This is a genomic window from Mycoplasmoides pneumoniae FH (genome assembly GCF_001272835.1).
Lineage (GTDB): Bacteria > Bacillota_I > Bacilli_A > Mycoplasmatales > Mycoplasmoidaceae > Mycoplasmoides > Mycoplasmoides pneumoniae.
Genome location: NZ_CP010546.1, coordinates 14,716 through 29,792 on the forward strand (window position 1 = coordinate 14,716; position 15,077 = coordinate 29,792).

11 protein-coding genes and 2 tRNA genes are annotated in these 15,077 nt (G+C 41.0%); 8 read left to right on the forward strand and 5 right to left on the reverse strand.

Annotated elements, in window-relative coordinates:
* The first annotated feature begins 260 nt into the window (after nt 1-260).
* Both F539_RS00070 and F539_RS00075 read left to right on the forward strand, forming a co-directional pair.
* Nucleotides 261-1,034, forward strand: a complete 774-nt coding sequence (locus F539_RS00070; RefSeq protein ID WP_014325283.1) for a DUF16 domain-containing protein — start codon at nt 261-263, stop codon at nt 1,032-1,034.
* A 101-nt stretch (nt 1,035-1,135) separates the two neighbouring features.
* Nucleotides 1,136-1,774 carry a DNA primase-like protein gene (locus tag F539_RS00075; protein WP_010874371.1) on the forward strand — a complete coding sequence of 213 codons (639 nt, stop codon included), beginning with the start codon at nt 1,136-1,138 and terminating at the stop codon, nt 1,772-1,774.
* Here F539_RS00075 and F539_RS00080 read toward each other — a convergent pair.
* The 5 genes from F539_RS00080 to F539_RS00100 form a co-directional block, all read right to left on the reverse strand.
* Nucleotides 1,751-2,608: an ATP-grasp domain-containing protein gene (locus F539_RS00080; RefSeq protein WP_014325284.1), complete on the reverse strand. Its 858-nt coding sequence runs from the start codon at nt 2,606-2,608 to the stop codon at nt 1,751-1,753. The two genes, F539_RS00075 and F539_RS00080, sit on opposite strands and share 24 nt — an antisense overlap.
* Nucleotides 2,608-3,474: a RimK family alpha-L-glutamate ligase gene (locus F539_RS00085; RefSeq protein WP_010874373.1), complete on the reverse strand. Its 867-nt coding sequence runs from the start codon at nt 3,472-3,474 to the stop codon at nt 2,608-2,610. Before F539_RS00085 ends, F539_RS00080 begins: the two co-directional genes overlap by 1 nt.
* Nucleotides 3,449-4,258: a bifunctional 5,10-methylenetetrahydrofolate dehydrogenase/5,10-methenyltetrahydrofolate cyclohydrolase gene (locus F539_RS00090; protein ID WP_014325285.1), complete on the reverse strand. Its 810-nt coding sequence runs from the start codon at nt 4,256-4,258 to the stop codon at nt 3,449-3,451. The genes F539_RS00085 and F539_RS00090 overlap by 26 nt, the downstream gene beginning before the upstream one ends.
* Nucleotides 4,259-4,342: 84 nt before the next feature.
* Nucleotides 4,343-4,418 (reverse strand) — tRNA-Ala (locus tag F539_RS00095).
* Between the two features lie 5 nt (nt 4,419-4,423).
* Nucleotides 4,424-4,500 (reverse strand) — tRNA-Ile (locus F539_RS00100).
* Nucleotides 4,501-4,593: 93 nt separating this feature from the next.
* Here F539_RS00100 and F539_RS00105 point away from each other — a divergent pair.
* The 6 genes from F539_RS00105 to metG are packed head-to-tail and all read left to right on the forward strand — an operon-like array spanning nt 4,594 to nt 15,052.
* Nucleotides 4,594-6,465: an ABC transporter ATP-binding protein gene (locus tag F539_RS00105; RefSeq protein WP_014325286.1), complete on the forward strand. Its 1,872-nt coding sequence runs from the start codon at nt 4,594-4,596 to the stop codon at nt 6,463-6,465.
* On the forward strand, nt 6,377-8,281 hold the full coding sequence (locus tag F539_RS00110; RefSeq protein WP_014325287.1) for an ABC transporter ATP-binding protein: 1,905 nt from the start codon (nt 6,377-6,379) through the stop codon (nt 8,279-8,281). The genes F539_RS00105 and F539_RS00110 overlap by 89 nt, the downstream gene beginning before the upstream one ends.
* A 9-nt stretch (nt 8,282-8,290) precedes the next feature.
* Nucleotides 8,291-11,383 carry a DEAD/DEAH box helicase gene (locus F539_RS00115; RefSeq protein WP_014325288.1) on the forward strand — a complete coding sequence of 1,031 codons (3,093 nt, stop codon included), beginning with the start codon at nt 8,291-8,293 and terminating at the stop codon, nt 11,381-11,383.
* 45 nt (nt 11,384-11,428) lie between these two features.
* Nucleotides 11,429-12,601, forward strand: a complete 1,173-nt coding sequence (locus tag F539_RS00120; protein WP_010874378.1) for a DnaJ C-terminal domain-containing protein — start codon at nt 11,429-11,431, stop codon at nt 12,599-12,601.
* A complete protein-coding gene (gene pip, locus F539_RS00125) occupies nt 12,585-13,514 on the forward strand; it encodes a prolyl aminopeptidase (protein WP_010874379.1) in 930 nt (309 codons plus the stop codon). The genes F539_RS00120 and pip overlap by 17 nt, the downstream gene beginning before the upstream one ends.
* Nucleotides 13,514-15,052 (forward strand): methionine--tRNA ligase, encoded by a 1,539-nt coding sequence (gene metG, locus F539_RS00130; protein ID WP_014325290.1) that lies wholly within the window; start codon nt 13,514-13,516, stop codon nt 15,050-15,052. Before pip ends, metG begins: the two co-directional genes overlap by 1 nt.
* Nucleotides 15,053-15,077 lie beyond the last annotated feature (25 nt).

The following is a 15,077-nucleotide window of genomic DNA, read 5'->3' on the forward strand; positions in this document are numbered from 1 at the left end:
CTAAATACTCTTAAAAATTTATTTGGGTGACTTGGATCGCTCTTGATGTTGTTTTGTTTGAAGTCTCTTTACTTTAAATTGCAAAAATTTTTAGCAATTTTATTGGCAGTTTTTGAAATTCTGGTCAATTTATTTAGTGAAGGAAAAATTATGTCTTTACTCAATATATTTATTAGATCAACGATGATTTTGATCCTTGCTGGCAACAAAGTTGCACGTTTTAGTTTTCTAAACCTTGAGCAGAAAGGAGGAATTTATTAATGCCTAAAGTTATTTCCCAAAAGGAATTTAATATCCTTTCCCGGACAAAGGAAAGAGTTAATTTTCAAATTGTCTATACCAAGCAAAGAAATGATTTGCACAAAGCTGCTAAGGAGTACTTTTTTAAAGACAAAGACTTTACAATAATAGAAGATACACCGGACACACCTGACCAACCAGATGGACCATGTATTACTAAAGGCCCAAAGGAACCAGGTGGTCCTGAAGAGCCAAATGGTCCGGATAAACCAGAAGATCCTAAAGATCCTGATACGCCAGATGTTTCTGAAGGCCCTAAAGAACAAGGTGGTCAGAAAGATCCAGGTGGTCCGGATGATCCCAATGAAGGAAAGCAGAAAGTGTCCAAACCAGATAAATACGTAACCCACCGTGAGCTTGATGAAAAGCTTAAAGACTTTGCCACCAAAGCTGATTTCAAACGCGTCGAAGACAAAGTTGATGTTTTATTTGAACTGCAAAAAACGCAAGGCGAACAAATAAAGGTTCAAGGTGAGCAGATCAAAGCTCAAGGAAAACAAATTGAACAATTAACTGAAACTGTCAAAGTGCAAGGCGAGCAGATTAGGGCTCAAGGAGAACAAATCAAAGCTCAGAGCGAAGAAATAAAAGAAATTAAGGTTGAGCAAAAAGCCCAAGGCGAGCAAATCAAAGAACTTCAAGTAGAACAAAAAGCCCAAGGTAAAACCCTACAGTTAATTTTAAAGACGCTAGAAAAAATGAACGAGCGTCTAGAAAAATTGGAATCTAAATAGATAACAATCAAAGCAAAAATACCAGCAGTTGACCCTTATAGGTTATCTGTTGGTATTTTTATTTTGGCGCTTACTAGTTCTTGTAACCATTTATTAGTTAAATGGAACTTAGAAATACAAAATTAGAACAACTCTTTTACATCTATCACCGCAACCTGAAGTATAGATGTCCAATGCAGTACCTCACTAAAAGGGGCTTTAACTTACAAGACCTCTTGTCAGTTGGTGGTGGATTAGCTTACTTGGGCGAAAAACAGTGGTTAAATTTATCACTGTACAACTTTAACAACCAGTTAGTTGGTTTTTTAAGTCGGAAGGTAGGTTTTGAAAAGAAGTTCCTTTATTTACCTATTAATAAACCACCAAGTAAAAGTGAATCTTTTTTAGGTTTAAAACACTTACCAACGGAAACGAACACCATTTACCTAGTTGAAGGTGATTTTGATTGGTTAGCTTTCCGTAAGGGTGGTATTTTGAACTGCTTGCCTTTATGTGGATTAACTTTATCAGATAAACAAATGAAGTTTTTTCAACAAAGTAAGATCGAAAAAGTGGTGCTTTGCTTAGACAATGATTTTGCTGGTAAAGTAGCTGCTGCTAACCTGGAACGCATTTTAAAAAATGCTGGTTTTCAGGTTAAGGTAGTTCAGCTAAAGGGTAAAGTTAAGGACTGAAATGAATTATTACTACTTTACCCGAAAAACTGAGCTAAAGCCTTAAGGGATCATTTGGCGCTTTAAATGATGTTTAAAGTGAGTTAAGGACGATTTAATAATTACCCTTGGTAGGTTTAAGTCAGGACACATTTTGGTTAGTGCCCTAGCACCAGCAGCATCCTCGATTTCATTGACCACTATTCGGTTGTACTTATTTAAGAAGAAGTCAATGGCGTAGTAACCATGACCTAGCTTTTTAGCAATCCGTTTAATTTTGTGCTTCATGTATCACTTTAGTTTAAACAAATCAACAGCAGCATTTTGTGAGTAGTTAGCCCTAAAATCATCACCACTAGCAGTCCTTCTAATTGTTTTTAACACCTTACCAAACAAGATGTAAGCCCGGTATTCCACTTTACCAATTGACAAAAATGGTTGGACAATCCACTCATTAGGATTTTGAATTGGTAACTGCTTAATTTCTTCCGCATTTTGAATTAAGTGCACATCTTCCCCACCATGAGAATCACGCTTTTTGATCACAATCGGAAAAGTCTTAATCTTTTTGGGATCAAAAATGGTGGTATCAACGGTCAAGAACTTATGCTGCTTTAACCACCTGTAAGTTTCATACTTATCATTGGCTACCAAAACGATATTTTGGGGATTAATGAGAAAACTGTTGAGAAAGTTGTGTTTGGTTAAAAAATCAATTCTGCGCGAACGGTTAATGATCAATTCCACATTTTTAATGTGTTTGTGATCAGCGGTTTCATCATCTAACAGCAAAATATGCCCAACTAGTTTTTTCTTGTTCAGTTCATCGACTAGTGCTTGAGCAAAGTGCTTGTTCTTGTCAAAATCGGTCTTATTGTAAACAACGAGTGCTTTTCTGTTTTTTAACTTAATTTTGGCCATTATGCGATTGATGCTAAAAGTTGAATGGCGAGGTTAGTTTTCAAATACATCGAGCTTTTGGTGAGCTGTACATTGGAATTAACTTCGCAGAAAATTAACGAACGATCCTGGTCAAATAAAAAGTCAATGCCACAATAAAAGAGTTGCATTGCTTGGCTAATTGTAATTGCTAATTTGGTTTCTTCCTGACTTAGTTGATATGGTTCACCAACCGCTCCCTTATTTAAATTAGAGCGAAAATCACCCTCATTTTGAGTATGTAAGGCCCCAACTACCTGGTTATTGACCACAATTACCCTGACCGCTTCACTATTAGAAGTGGCAATGTATTGCTGCACAATGATCTGTTCAGTTAGCCCGCTTAAGGTTTGACGTAACTTCTGTTCATCTTTGCACAAAAAAACGTAATCACCAAAAGAACCATAGATACTTTTGACAATCACTGGAAACTGAAAACAGCGCTTAATTTGTTCGATGAATTGTTCCAACTTTTCCGGATATCAAGCTAAACGAAAGTTCTGTGGGCCAATTAATGTAGGAATCTGTTTAATGGTTGGGTGTTGCGCTAAAACAGCATGACTCAAGGCCTTATTGTCCGCGTTATTAATGGCAATCGAACTGTTAATAACGCGCAAACCAACTGATTCTAACCATTGCGCTAACGCTATGTTTTTATCCAAAAACAAAATGGTATTGGACTTAAAGGGTAGTTTGGTCTTATCCTGATTGGTATTAATATCAAAGCAAGTAAAGAAATCGAGTTGGATGTTTAAGCTCTGGGCTGCATCCTTTAACAGTTCCGTTTGGTTTAATTTGGAAGCAATGTTAGTAAAAGCAGGGTTATATACGGCGCTGATGTGCTTCATAAAGGACTCAAAGGTTTTTCATAATGGCTAACACAGTAAAGGGTCCTACCCCTCCAGGTGTGGGGCTTCACCATTTGGCAACTTTCTCTATCCCATTAGGATCGATGTCACCACACAGTTTGTTTAAGGCATTACGTGATACCCCCACATCATAAAGAATAACACCTGGTTTAAAGTTAGTGGTCTTAAAGAAATGGGGCTTGCCAATGGCTGTGATCACCACGTCAGCGGTTTTAATTAGCTCCATGGTGTTGGGGGTATGCTTGTCACATCCCACCACCTGATGACCCGTTTCCTTTAAATAGTGAAAGATCGGCCCGCCACCAGTGACGCCTAAACCCACCACCACAATCTGCTTGTTGGTGAAATCATGGTGAAAGTGTTCTTTCAAAATTAACACCGCTTCCACCACACAGGACCTAATGGGTAGGGGGCAGTTACCAGTTAAGTAATCCACATCCTTGTAAGGATCAATTGCTTTTAAGAGCTTGTTTTGTTTTAAATGGGGATACACTGGCAGTTGCAAGATAATCCCTGTTACCTCAGGATCAGTGTTGAGTTGTTGAATTTTTTCTAACAATTCTTTCTCAGTGACACTTTCGTGGTACTTAATTAGTTCACTCTGGGCCCCTAGAGTATTACAAGCATTCATTTTTTGGCGAATAAAGGCATCAGATGACACATCATTATTAGTTTGCAGAATGACTAATTTGACCTGACTTCAATCCCTGTTTTTGTAAGTTAAAAGGATTTCGTGTGCTAGTTGCTTGCCATCAAAGGACATCTCTTAAGTTGTTGTTTTTTGTCAAGCTAAACAAAAAACGCCTAACTTAATCTTATATGACTAGTTAGACGTTTGGATCTTTAATGGTGGAGATGAAGGGTCTCAAACCCTCAACCTCCTGAGTGCAAATCAGGTGCTCTATCAGTTGAGCTACATCCCCATTATTGGTGGAAGTAAATGGACTTGAACCATCGACCTCACCCTTATCAGGGGTGTGCTCTAACCAACTGAGCTATACTTCCAGGCAAAATCTTCGTACAGGTTCGCTTCATAATTATATTAATTTAGCCAAAGCTAGTTTTTAAGCGGTCTTATAATTAAAGCAAGTAGTTTTTATGGGTCTTGTTTTAAAACAATTTAACAGGAAAATAAGAACAGCTTTAATTCTGGCGCCGCTTTTCACCTTTGCACAGATTATTATTGATCTTATTATTCCGTCCTTTTTGGCCAGTGCTATTGCCGTAGTGTTCTCAATTGTCACGCTTAAACAAAAAGAAGCATCAGGCGAGGGAGTTGCTGTTGATTTTATTGCTGAAAGTAAGTTAAGTTTCCAAAGTGTCCAGGAAGCGCAAATAGTGTTAGCGACCTCAGTGATCTTGTTAGCACTCTTTGGTTTAGTGTTTGGGTTAATTTCCATTTTTTGTGCCAGCATAGTAGCGGGGAATACCTCTTACTTTTTAAGAAGGAAGATTTTTCGCAAGATTATGCACATTACCGCACCTTCTCATGACCAATATGGCTCTTCTACGTTGTTGGTAAGGTTGACCAATGACGTTTACTTAATGGAAATCATGACCTTTGATTTTTTGCGGTTAATTGTTCGTGCACCTTTCTTGTTTATAGGGGGTCTAGCCTTTGCTATTGCCACTAACTCTGACATGTCGATTTCGCTAGCCATTACCTTTCCTTTGACCTTCTTAGTGATTGGGATTCTCAACAAGAAATCGACCCCGTTATTTAAGAACAACCAGAAATCGGTGGACCAAATTAACGAACGCGTGGAGGAAGATGTGTCGGGTTACAAGGTAGTGCAGTCGTTTAACTTAAAGGACACGGAATGTCTCAAGTTTAAGGCAGCTAATGCAAGGTGAACTAAGTCGAGTACGAATTCGTTGTTTGTCAATACACTGAACATTCCCTTTACCTTCTTCTTTTCCAGTATGACTATCATCATTGCGTTGCTTTTAGTCTTCCAACTAGATAATTCAGTCAGAGTGGATCCCCTACCAGATAATGCTGCCATTAGACCCAGCATCTTTGCTTTCTTCCAGTACAACTTCTATATTGTCTTGGGTTTAATCTTGACCTCGCTAACAATGGTCAACTTTACCCGTTCCCGCGTGGCCTTGGGTCGGATTAAGGATGTTTTGAATAAACCGGAAATCCAACAACATGTGGTTCCTGATCAAACAGTTCTAGCCCCTAGCTTGGAATTCAAAAACGTGGCCTTTGGGTTAGGTAACAAGGAAAACCGGGACTTCTTGCAAGACCTTAACTTTAAGTTTGAGGCCGGTAAGACTTACGGAATTGTGGGACCTACTGGTTCGGGTAAGTCTTTAATAGCTAATATTATTGGGGGTTTATATGAACCCAACCAAGGTGAAATCTTTGTTGGTGGTCAAAGTATTAAAACGATTGACAGTGACTATTTAGCCAAGATGATCGGGATTGTCTTTCAGCAAAACATTCTCTTTAAGGGCACGATTGCTTCCAACATTAAGATAGGCCTGGAAACCAGGGAAGACTGGAAGCACGAACCAGATAGCAAAAAGGATGCTGCCATGAAACGCGCTGCTGCCATTGCTTGTGCTGATACCTTCATCGAAAAGTTCAGCGATACCTATGACCATACGGTGGAACAGTTAGGCAAAAACCTCTCTGGTGGGCAAAAACAACGCGTCGCCATTACTAGAACCGTTATTACTAAACCACAAATCTTAGTGTTGGATGACAGTATGAGTGCGCTGGACGCTTTAACCGAAAAGAAGGTCCGGGAAAACATTGCCAACGAACTTCCGGGCACCACTAAGATCATTATTAGTCAAAACATTAATTCGATTAAGTACGCGCACAAAATTATGGTGATTGATAACGGTCGGATTGCTGGGTTTGACAGTGATGCTAAGCTCATGCAGAGCTGTGACATCTATGTCAAGATGAAGCAAGCACAAAAAGACCAAGGAGGTGATTTCGATGCTGTCGCATAACCAAAAACCCAATTCCTGGAAGATTTTGTGACGTTTAATTAAGTCCGTGCAAGGTCGCACTTCCTCCAAGGTGCTGTATGTCATGGTCTGTGCCATCTTTGGTATTCTCACTGGGGTTACTAACTCGATTCTCTTGGCCCAGGGCCTGGGTTTTATTTTTCCTACCACTAATACCGAAACTGATGGTATCCAATCAGTGTACTTACTGGTATTTGCGCACAACTTACCGGTCATGGAGCGCTTGACGATTGTTTGTGTTACCGTGGTTGTGGCTTACATTCTCATCTTTAGTTTTAACGTAGCGCAGAACTATTTAGGTTTAAAGCTGTACCAAGAGATCTGTGCCTTGTTGCGCTGAAAGGCTTACCTCAAGATTCAAAGTATGTCCACTAGTTTCTTTGATACGCAGAACAACGGGGATTTAATGAGTCGCTTGACCAACGACGTTTACAACATTAACAACCTGTATGCCCAAGTGGGTGGACAGACAATTCAGAGTTTGTTTATCTTAATGACAACAGCGACGATTCTGTTTGTTTTAAGTCCAGTCATTGCCTTAATTTCGCTAACAGTCTTAATTGCTCTAATTGCCCTTTCCTTTCTCTTTTTAAAGAAGGCACGCGCTGCTTATGCAAAGGTGCAAAACAACTTAGGGGACATGTCGGGTTACATTGAAGAAGTGTTGTCGAACCATAAGGTAGTTCATGTCTTGAAACTGCAAGAGGTGATGATTGATAACTTTGACAAGTACAACCGCCCGATGGTTAACCCCACCATTAAGGCCAATACCTATGCGGTGTTTATTTACTCCTGGTTTGGTTTTATTTCCAATATTACTTACTTAGCTTCGATCTCAATTGCCACGGCCTTTAGTGTGAATAACATTCCCTCCTTTGGGGTGAGTGCGATTAACTATTCGTTTATGCTGTCTTACATTGCGGCCTTACGTCAAACAGCACTCCCTTTAAACCAGATCTTTAGCTTGTGAAACTTAATCCAGTTAGGGATAGTAAGTGGCGAGAGGGTCTTCAAGATCTTGGATCTAGAAAGTCCCCAAAAACAGGCCACCATTACTAAGTTACCCAACATTAAGGGCAACATCCGTTTTGAAAAGGTAGCTTTTGGTTACAGTGCGGACAAACCAATTTTAACGGGGATTGATTTCTCGGTTAAACACGGTGACATTGTGGCCATAGTCGGTCCTACTGGAGCGGGTAAGTCCACCATTATTAACCTGTTGATGAAGTTCTACAAACCGTTTGCTGGGAAGATCTACATGGACAACTTTGAGATTAGTGAGGTGAGTGAAACTGCTTGACGGGAAAAGATTTCGATTGTGCTCCAAGACCCCTTCTTGTTTAGTGGCACGATTAAGGAAAACATCCGCATGGGACGGCAAGATGCCACTGATGAGGAAATTATAGAGGCGTGCAAGGTGGCCAATGCTCATGACTTTATTATGCGTTTACCCCAAGGTTACAACACCTTTATTTCCAACAAAACTGATTATCTCTCGGTCGGTGAGCGCCAACTGTTAACTATTGCCCGCGCTGTTATTCGTAATGCCCCGGTGTTATTATTGGATGAAGCCACGAGCTCCATCGATGTACACTCCGAAAAATTGATCCAACAATCAATAGGCAGACTAATGAAGGATAAAACATCGTTTATAATATCCCATCGACTCTCAATCATCCGTAATGCGACGCTGATAATTGTGATTAATGATGGAAAAGTTTTGGAAATGGGTAACCATGAACAATTAATGCGGCAAAACGGTTTTTATGCTCGATTAAAGCGCTCTGCTGTGAAGTAAGATCCAACCATGACGATTGCTGAAATAAGGAAATTTGCACAAACCACGCAAAAGTTTGTCGAAGCGGAAAACCTGTTTGAGCATGGTAACGTAGTCTTGCCCAAAAAATACCTCAATAAGGCGCGGGGCATGGCTGAAGTATTGTACAACAGCCAGGTCATTAAAGTAAGTTTTACGGCTAAAGATGGTGAGCTAACGTGTAAGTGTAGTTGTTTGGCTAACGTTGACAACTGCGTGCACATTGTAGCTGTATTGCTCAAATACCACCAAATGCTAGTGGAGTCCAAACGCAGTTTTAACTTAGCTGAAGCCTTTCACTTGGACTGTGATCAGGCCGAAATGCTGATTGAAAACCTCAGTTTAGAGATTATTGCCGGGGGATGAAACTTTAAGCTGGGGTTCACGATTAACTTAGATAAGCACAATCCCCAACCGAGTGTCTTGCGCTTTTATTGTTGTGATGCGACCTTTGTGTACTTCCTTCACTTGGAAAACGACACTTTGCACTCAGTCGAATTGTCCAAGTTTAAACCAGAGGAACGCGCTACCTTACTCTTCTTTGATAAATTGTGCAAGCAGTTTACAGTGGGGTATGACCGCAACAGTTTGCTCTTTCCGTTAGCGGGTTTTTTAAAGGAGTTACAAGCCAACACGGAGCCCACCATCTTTGTCTTTAACGATGACAAAATTGACAACATCCTCTTTTTAAGGATTTCCAAAAAGCACCATGGTTTAAACCATGTTTGTGGTTTTAGTGGCAAGAAGGTATTTGACTTTGTTACTTATAAACAAAAGGAAAAGCAGATTGTGTTGCGCTCAGCGTACCTGAGTAAGTTCACTGACTTTAAGTTTCCTTACACCATTAACATCTACAAACTCCAGTTTGGGGAACCGCTGTTCTTTCACTTTTTAATTCAGCTAAAGCGTGATGGCTTTAAGAACTTCTACTTTCAAAGTGAAGACAGTATTGTCAAGGAAAAGGAATACCTACCGAAGCTGTACTTTAAGGTCGAGTACGATCCGGTCAAAAACAAGTTTGTCAGTGATGCCTTCTTTAAGTACAAGAACCACTTTAATAAGGGCACAACCACGGTGTATCCGCACCGCTATTACATGGCTAAAAAGTCGGATCGCGGTGGTTTTAACCGCTTGTTGTTTTACGAAGAGGCCGTGGAAAACTTCTACCAAGACCAGTTTGATTTGGGTTACTTCCGTAAGTTTGAACACCTACCGATCCAGGACAAAAACCAGATTGAGGCCTTTAAAGCAGCGCTAGATGACTTAATGCCCGTGGATTTGGCTGAAGTGAGTTTATCCGATAACTTACTCCACCAAAAACCGCTTCATTTTGCCCTGTCTGATCTAGAAGCAGTTGCTGTTGATGACAAACAAATTAAGTTAAGTTTTGCCCCTAGTGCGGTTGAACTGAAATTAATTAAACGGATCTTATCCGCTTACCATAAGGGCAATGTGGTCTGTATCGACCAGGAGAGTTGGTATGACCTCAAGCAACCAGCTGCTAAAGAACTAATCCAGTTCTGAAACCAGTTTGACTTACGCAACGCTACCAGTGATGGTAATCACATCTACCTCCCGAAATATTACTTGTTTGAAGTGGCCAAGATCTTTAGTCAGTACTTGGACATTAAAAACCTGTTTGATGTACCGACCATTAAAAAGATTGAAGACCAAAACAACAACGTCTTTGACCTTTCCTTAGAACACAAAAAGATTACTTCACTGCGCAACTACCAACAAGAAGGAGTGAAGTGAATTCGCGGTTTGGAGGAAAATAAGTTTGGTGGTATTCTGGCTGACGAAATGGGGTTAGGGAAAACGGTGCAGGTGATCTTTGCGCTGTTGGACAGCTATCTCAAAAACCACGTTAACCTCCCTAGCTTAATTATTGTTCCGGCTTCTTTATTGTTGAACTGAAAGAGTGAGTTTGAAAAGTTTGCCCCGCAAATTAAGGTCAAGGTAGCTAACATCCCTTCTAAGGAACGCGGTGAGTTGTACGAAAAACTTACTAACGAAATCCTGATTGTGAGCTTTAACGTGTTGCGCAGTGATGTGAAGTTAATTACCAAACAGCGCTTTCACTATGTTGTAATTGACGAAGCGCAGGGCATTAAAAACGACAGCTCTTCAATTACCAAAGCTGCCAAAAAGGTGAAGGGCAACTTCTGTTTGGCCTTAACTGGTACGCCAATAGAAAACCGCTTGTTGGACCTTTGATCCTGCTTTGATTTTGTGCTCCCAAGCTTTTTAGGGAACAAAAAGCAGTTTACCGACCAGTTTGAAAAGGAAAAAACCGACCAAAGCTTCCATTTGTTAATGCAGCGCACTAGTCCCTTTATTTTGCGTCGTACCAAGTCCAAGGTCTTGAAGGAACTGCCTAACAAAATTACCACCGATATTTACGTAGAATTAAACCCAATGCACCAGAAGCTGTATGAGGAAGAACGTGACCGCGGTTTGGAGGAAATTAAGCAAATCCAAGACAAGAGTTCCTTTAACATCTTGACTTTAATCTTGAAGTTAAGGCACTTGTGTAGTTTACCCAAAAACAGTCAGGGTATTTTGGAAAACAGTGCCAAAAAGGAAGCTGCTTTAGAAATTATCCACGAAGCGATTGAAAACCAGCGCAAGATTATCCTCTTTACCCAGTTCATTGATGTAATTGACCACTTTAAAGACACCTTTAAAGAGCAGGGCATTGAGTACTTTATCTTTGATGGCCGTAAGTCTCCTAAAAGCCGTCACAGTATTATCGAGAAGTTCAACAATGCCAAAAACCCTTGTGTGTTGTTAGCGTCCTTGAAAGCAGGGGGTGTGGGAATTAACCTCACTGCCGCTGAAGTGGTAATCCACTTTGATGTGTGGTGAAATACCGCCGTGGAAAACCAAGCGACTGACCGGGCCCACCGCATAGGACAAAAGAAAACAGTCCAAGTTTACCGCATTATTGCTAAAAATACGATTGAAGAGCGGGTCTGTCAAGTGCAGGCCGAAAAACAGGAGTTAGTGAGCAAAACGCTAGTGGAAGACGTCAATTTTTTCGAATCCTTGACCAATGAGGAATTATTACGTCTTTTTGAATAAATCAAAGCAGTTTTATAATTAACACTCGAATGATTAAAGTGATAAATGGCCGCTGGTAAACGTGATTATTATGAAGTGTTAGGCGTTTCCAGATCCGCCACCGCACAAGACATCAAACGAGCTTTCCGCAAGCTTGCTATGCAGTACCACCCCGACCGCCATAAGGGTGAGGGTGAGACTGTCCAAAAACAAAACGAAGAGAAGTTTAAAGAGGTCAATGAGGCGTACGAGGTCTTAAGTGACACCGAGAAGCGTGGTATGTACGACCGCTTTGGCCATGAAGGGTTAAATGCCTCTGGCTTCCATGAAACTGGGTTTAATCCCTTTGACATCTTTAACAGTGTCTTTGGTGAGGGCTTTTCGTTTGACATGGACGGGGGTTCACCGTTTGACTTTATCTTTAGTAGGGGCAAAAAGTCGCGGCAAAACCGGGTTGTTTTGCCCTATGATTTAGAGATTGCGGTGGGGGTAGACATTAGCTTCTTTGAGATGACTAATGGTTGTACTCGGACGATTGAATATACCAAACGGGTGACCTGTAGTGCCTGTGATGGTTTTGGGGCTGAAGGGGGAGAAACCGGGATGGTTAGCTGTAACAGTTGTGAAGGCAATGGTTTTATTTTGAAGAATCAACGCTCCATCTTTGGTACAGTCCAGTCCCAGATGTTGTGTCAGAGCTGTGGTGGTCAGGGTAAACAGGCCAAACACAAGTGTAAGACTTGTAAGGGAAGTAAGTACAAGAAGGTACCAACTACCAAGGAAATTCAGATTCCCGCTGGCATTTACCATGGTGATGCGTTAGTCGATGACCATGGTGGTAATGAATTCGGGGGTCACGTTGGCAAGTTAGTGGTCCATGTGGGGGTACTACCGAGTAAGATCTTTAAACGGGTTGACCATAATGTAGTAGCCAATGTTTTAGTCGATCCGATGATTGCTATCACCGGAGGGAAAATTGAACTCCCTACCTTAGAAGGCATTAAGGAATTCAACTTACGTGCTGGTACTAAGAGTGGCGAGCAAATAGTAATCCCTGGTGGTGGGATTAAATTTACGAAGAACTTCCGCAAGAAGGCCGGGGATCTCATTATTATTATCAGTTATGCCCGTCCAAGTGAATACAGTGCGCCAGAGTTGCGCAAGCTCAAGGAATTTATTAAACCTAATCAAGAGGTAAAACAATATTTAAACGCACTTAAGAATGAATACAAGTCCTAAGCAAAGTGGTTATTTAAAGGTTGGTAATGGTCATGAGGTCTACTTTTGAACTGCTGGTAATCCCCAAGGAAAATCAGCACTTTACGTTCATGGGGGACCAGGTTCGGGTACGGATGCGGGTTGTTTAAAGTACTTTGACTTAGACACTACCTATGTAATCTTGTTAGACCAACGGGGTTGTGGTCAAAGTAAAGCGGTTAATCCCTTACTGCACAACACTACCCAAGACTTAGTTGGGGACTTGGAAGCGTTGCGCCAACACTTAAAACTTGAGCGTTGGACCCTATTTGGTGGTAGTTGGGGTTCTACTTTAGCCTTAGTGTATGCCATTACCCATCCCCAAGTAGTCGAACAAGTCTTTTTAAGAGCGCTCTTTTTGGGCCGTGAACAAGACTGGGCTGAAATGCTGTTGGGCTTGGGCAAGCTCTTCTACCCTTACGAACACCAAACGTTACTGAAAGCCATTCCCCAGGCTTGTCGCACTGACTTTACGAAATTCACTAACTACTTTTATGAAGTGTTGCAAGGTAACGATTCCGCTTTAAAAACGCAGTTAGCCAACGCTTGGGTTAAGTGGGAAAATACCTTACTATCACCGATTAGCTATGTCAAAGACGAGAAAGCAGAAGATGCGAACTTTACCTTTAAGTTAGCGCTCTTGGAATGTCACTACGCAAAGCACCACAGCTTTTTAAAACCGAACTTTATCCTGGAAAATGTTGCGGTATTAAAGGACAAACCGGTGCACTTAATCCACGGCCGTTTTGATCTAGTCTGTCCGTTAAGTCAAGCCTTGGAACTCAAACGTGCTTTACCAACGCTTAACTTGTATGTAACTAACAATGCCGGGCACAGTGGCAGTGATCCCAATAACCTCACTACCATTAAACACCTTTTAAAAACACAACTGTAATGAAACGGTGTTACATTACCACCCCGATTTACTACGCCTCGGGTAAGCCCCACATTGGCCATGCCTTTACGACCATCTTAGCGGATGTGATTAAGCGGTATAAACAGCAAAACGGTTATGAAGCTTACTTTCTAACTGGTACGGATGAACACGGCAACAAAATTGAAAGTAAGGCCAAAAGTTTAGGTCTAGATCCCCAAACCTTTGTGGATCAAAACGTGGCTTACTTTCAACAAATGTGAAAGCAGTTAGACATTAACTTTGACCACTTTATCCGCACCACTGATCTTAGTCATAAAGCCCAAGTTCAACAGGCCTTTCAACTACTTTATGACAAGGGGTTAATTTACCAAAGTAACTGGGAGGGTGCTTACTGTGTCGAGTGTGAGCAGAACTATTTCACTTATGATAAACAAACAATGTTGTGTGAAATAGGTCACCAGTTAACCCTAGTCCAAGAACCATCTTTATTTATTGCCTTTAAAGATAGTAAGGACTGGATTGGGGAAATGATTGCGACAAACAAGCTCAACATTACCCCTGAATCCAGAGCCGCTGAGTTAAAGAACAACTTCTTGGATGGGGGTTTAAATGACTTAGCTTTAACACGGCAAAACGTGACTTGGGGAATTCCCGTACCCTTTGACAACAAGCAAACGATTTACGTGTGGTTTGATGCCTTGTTTAACTACATTACTAACTTAGGGTTTGCCCATAACGACCCTAAATTTAACAAATGGTGGAACAATAATGATGAGGAACACGAAGTCATTCATTTAATTTCACGCGAAATTACCCGTTTCCACTGCATTTACTGACCAATCTTTCTCCACCAGTTGGGTTTTAAACTACCGACCCAGTTTCTCTCCCATGGTTGGATTGTCGATGGTAATGGGCACAAGATGTCCAAGTCGTTGGGCAATGTCATTTCCCCCGAAGAACTATTGGCCCAGTTTGGTGTTGATGGTACGCGTTATTGCTTACTTAAAGAAATGCGCTTGGACAAGGACAACCGCTGTAGTATGGCGATCTTTAAGGACATTTACAACGCTGATTTGGCCAACAGTTTTGGTAACCACGCATCACGTACCTTTGGCATGATCAAAAAGTACTTGGGCGGCCAGTTAGACTTTATCGAAGTCCAAGACCCTCAAGTAAAGCAGCTAATGGACCAAGCGGACCAAGCGATGGTTCAGTTTGACACCGCTTGAAATAACTTCCAGTTTTACAAGGGCATTAATGGCTTACTGCAACTAGTCTTTCAAGCTAGCAAGTTAATTGACCAGTTAAAACCGTGGGAGTTAGTCAAACAAACAGATTACACCTTACTCAAGCAATTACTGTTTGCTTGTGTCCGTTGTACCCAAGTGTGCTTTGTCTTGTTAGCGCCGATCTTAGTTCATACCAGTACCCAGATATTTGACCTGTTTAACTTCAGTGCCCAAGCACGTAGTAAGACCCACCTAGCTGATCCACAACAACTGCAAAAAATCAGCTTAGCACCTGTAATTCAACTTTTATTTAAAAGATTGGATTAATTAAATTAGATTAGAATTTAATGAC